This window comes from Streptomyces alkaliphilus (genome assembly GCF_014141535.1).
GTDB classification, from domain to species: domain Bacteria; phylum Actinomycetota; class Actinomycetes; order Streptomycetales; family Streptomycetaceae; genus Streptomyces; species Streptomyces alkaliphilus.
In genome coordinates this window covers 1-3521 of the sequence record NZ_VKHT01000548.1, presented here as the reverse complement: position 1 = coordinate 3521, position 3521 = coordinate 1, and the positions used below count along the sequence as shown (strand labels likewise).

Genomic DNA, 3521 nt, shown 5'->3' with positions numbered 1-3521 from the left:
GCATCGCTCCCCACGCCCCCACACCACGAGAAGGAAGGCAGCATGAAGCGCACCGGAATCCTGAACGACCGCCTGAGCGGGGCGCTCGCCACCCTGGGTCACACCGACCTGATCATGGTCGTGGACGCGGGCTTCCCGATCCCCCGCGAGGCCCACCGTGTGGACCTCGCCATCGCCCGGGACCTGCCCGACCTGCGCACCGTGCTCGGTCTGCTCGCCGAGGAACTCGTCATCGAGGGGGTCGTCCGCGCCGAGGACGTGCCCACCCACAACCCCCGGCTCGACGAATGGGTCCGGGGCACCTTCACCGACGCCGAATTCACCACCCGGCCCCACGCCGAGATGCTCGGCGAGGTCGCGCGGCAGGCCAAGGTCATCGTCCGGACCGGCGCCTACGAGCCCTGGGGCAACATCGGCCTGTTCTGCGGCGTCGAGGTCCCCAAGTGGTTCGGGGGCACCGACGTGGTCGTCCCCGCTCACTACGCGTCCAAGCTCTGACCGGGCATCACGCGACGGTCCCACCGGAGCCGTCGAGAGAACGAAGAGAGACACCTTTCATGTCTGAACCCACCGTCGACGTCGATCAGCTCGCCCGACCGGCCGACCTGGCGCCGTACATCCAGCACACCCGCATCGACTCCCGGTCCACCGCGGCGGAGATGGTCGAGCACGCGCGGGAAGCCGCGGAGTACGGCTTCAACGCCGCGATGGTTCCCGCGACCTGGGTGTCACTCGTCGCCGAGGAACTGAAGGGCACCGGCATCGGGGTCGCCTCCGCGCTGGACTTCCCCACCGTCGGTGTGACCACCAGCGCCGGAAAGGCGGCCGAGGCCGCAGAGATAGCCCGCCTGGGAGCCACCCAACTGGACATCGGCGTCCAGATCGGATGGCTGAAGAGCGGCATGTACGACGCCTTCCGCGAGGACATCGCGGGAGTGGTGAGGGCCGCCGGACTGCCGGTCAAGGTCATGCTCGAACTGCCCCTGTTGACCGAGTCGGAACGGGAGGCCGCCGTCGAACTGTCCATGGAGGCCGGGGCGGCCTATCTGAAGAACGCCAGCAGCGGCCAGATCGAGACCGCGAATCCCGCGAGCATTCGGTACCTTGTGGACCGGGCACGCGACGGGGTGCGGGTGAAGGCGTCCGGGGCGATCAAGGGGTTCGAGCAGAGCCTGGAACTGCTGCGCGCGGGCGCTTCCCTCCTGGGTACGAGCGCCGGCGTGGCGATCGTGTCCGAGACCGCCGACGCCTCCACGACGAGTTACTGACCAACGGACGGCGCCCCGCCGCGGCCCGGCCGCGGCGGGGCGTGCGGCCGGGCATCCGAGAGGAGCACGCAGACCGTGACGGCCCGCGACGGGGAGCAGCCCGCCATCAGGCGTGACGTCCCCCGGGCGATCCACGCCCAGATCTCGGAGCACATCCGCCGCCACATCGCCGCGGGGGAGTGGCCCGCGCACTACCGCCTGCGGAGTGAGCCGGAACTGGCGGCCGAGTACGGCGTCAGCCGGGGCACCATCCGTCGTGCCCTGGCGACGCTGATAGAGGAGGGACTGCTGCGCCAGGTCCGGGGGCGCGGCACCTTCGTCACCTCCACCACCATCGAACCCGCCATCGCCCAGAAACTCAGCACCCTCTCCGAGGATTTCGCCGGCCAGGGCGTGGTCACCTTCACCGAGGTGCTGGAGTGCGTCCTGATCTCGCCGCCCCGGCCGGTGGCGGCCCTGCTCGACCTGCCGGCCGAGGCGAGGGTCCTGAGGCTGGTCCGTCTGCGCAGCACGGTGGACGGGCCCGTGGCCCTGCTGCACAACTTCGTGCGCGCCGACGTGGCGCCGGGCATCGAGCGGGTCGACTTCACCCAATCCAGCCTCTTCGGCGTCCTGGAGGACACCTACGGCCTGCGGATCGACACGGCCCGTCGGACGTTCAGCGCGGAAGCCGCCTCACCGGAGGTGGCCTCCGCGCTCGGACTCGACGCGGGCGCGCCGGTGCAGTACCTCCAGCAGGTCACCTACCTGGAGGACGACCGCCCGGTGGAGTACTCGGACGTGTGGATCCACAGCGGACGCCTCCACCTCACCTCCCTGCTCCAGCGCCGGTAGCCGGGAGAGCCGGTGGAGGAGCGACCCCGCGGAGCGGCCCCGGATGGCCCGGCCCCGGGGATTCGGAGTCGACCGGGGCGTACCCCCGACGACGGGGGACCAAAGGCGGAGAGGGGCACCGACATGTTCGGACCCTCGCCCCGAGGGTCCGTCCACCGGACGATACCGCCCCCGCGCCGCCGGCTGTCAGGATCGGCTCATGCGACCTTCCCGGCCATCCCACCCGGATATCGGGGCGGTGCGTTTCGCCCGCCCGACCGCCGCCTACGACGAGGTGCTCGTCTTCTACCGCGATGCCCTCGGTCTACCGGTGCTCGCCGAATGGCGTGGCAAGCGCGGCTACGACGGAGTCGTCCTCGGCCTACCGGGAACCCCGGTGCAGATGGAACTGCTCCAACACGGTGATCCACCACGCATCCCCGAACCCCATCCGGAGAATCAACTCGTGCTCTACCTCCGGGGCCCCGAGGCGATGATCACCACCACCCGGCGGCTCGCCGACCACGGCCACGAGCCGGTTTCCGCCGCCAACCCGTACTGGTCGGAACGCGGTGCTCCGGTCCTCCGGGACCCGGACGGTTGGTCGGTCGTCCTGGCGCCATGGGTTTTCGGTGAGGATCCGCCTCCGACACCCGGACGGTTCCCCGCCGCGGTCGTCCCCCGTAACCTTTCCGCGGCTCTCCCCGAACCGAAGGAGAGCGATGACCGCCGTTTCCCGTGAGGACTGGATGCGGACAACTCTCCGAGGGGCGATGGTCCGTTCCGTCGGAAGGGCGGTCGACATGGGAGTGATCGAGTTGGGTGACTCCCGGAACCCCGCCCTCGGTCTCCACGTGCGGCGTCCTTTCCGGATCCTCCCGCAAGGGCGGCCGATACCCGGTTCCCGGGACACGCGGTACGCCGAGGGCGATCGGGTGAAAGCCTTCGACCGGTTCCGGACCGTCCACGACTCGCGTGCCACGTCGTTGAAGGACATGTTGGGGCAACTGCGTCCCCGGGTACAGAGCCGGCCATCGGGGAAGGGGGGAAGTCCCGCGGTCGGGTGGACCCGGATTTCCGTCTCGAGGTTTTCCCGATTTTTCCGAATCGATGGAGACATGGAGGGTGTTCGAGCGGGGCGGGCGGCCCCGGTTACGGCCCGACCATGCGGGAGCTCTCCTGCTGCGCGCCCGGGCCCCGGTCACCCCGCACAGCGGAAAGGCCCCGGCACAGCCGGGGCCTTCGTGAGTGTCCGAGGGGGGACTTGAACCCCCACGCCCGATAAAGGGCACTAGCACCTCAAGCTAGCGCGTCTGCCATTCCGCCACCCGGACAAGGTGTCGTGCCGGGGCCCTGCCCTCGGCGACAGGGGAAACCTTAGCAAAGGTCCGGGGGCGCGCGATCACCGCCGCCGACCCTTGGGCCGGGCCGGGGGAGGGG

At 70.3% G+C, this 3521-nt stretch carries 4 protein-coding genes and 1 tRNA gene; 4 read left to right on the top strand and 1 reads right to left on the bottom strand.

Annotated elements, in window-relative coordinates:
* Positions 1-42 precede the first annotated feature (42 nt).
* The 4 genes from rbsD to FNQ90_RS16475 all read left to right on the top strand — a co-directional run bounded on the left by rbsD (position 43) and on the right by FNQ90_RS16475 (position 2823).
* Positions 43-498, top strand: a complete 456-nt coding sequence (gene rbsD / locus FNQ90_RS16490; protein WP_182607084.1) for a D-ribose pyranase — start codon at positions 43-45, stop codon at positions 496-498.
* A 59-nt stretch (positions 499-557) separates the two neighbouring features.
* Positions 558-1268 (top strand): deoxyribose-phosphate aldolase, encoded by a 711-nt coding sequence (gene deoC, locus FNQ90_RS16485; protein WP_182607083.1) that lies wholly within the window; start codon positions 558-560, stop codon positions 1266-1268.
* Between the two features lie 75 nt (positions 1269-1343).
* The gene (locus tag FNQ90_RS16480; protein ID WP_182607082.1) at positions 1344-2102 is read left to right on the top strand and encodes a GntR family transcriptional regulator; all 759 of its coding nucleotides are present in this window, start codon (positions 1344-1346) and stop codon (positions 2100-2102) included.
* Between the two features lie 238 nt (positions 2103-2340).
* The gene (locus tag FNQ90_RS16475) at positions 2341-2823 is read left to right on the top strand and encodes a VOC family protein (protein ID WP_323380005.1); all 483 of its coding nucleotides are present in this window, start codon (positions 2341-2343) and stop codon (positions 2821-2823) included.
* Between the two features lie 507 nt (positions 2824-3330).
* Here FNQ90_RS16475 and FNQ90_RS16470 read toward each other — a convergent pair.
* Positions 3331-3415, bottom strand: a tRNA-Leu gene (locus tag FNQ90_RS16470).
* Positions 3416-3521 lie beyond the last annotated feature (106 nt).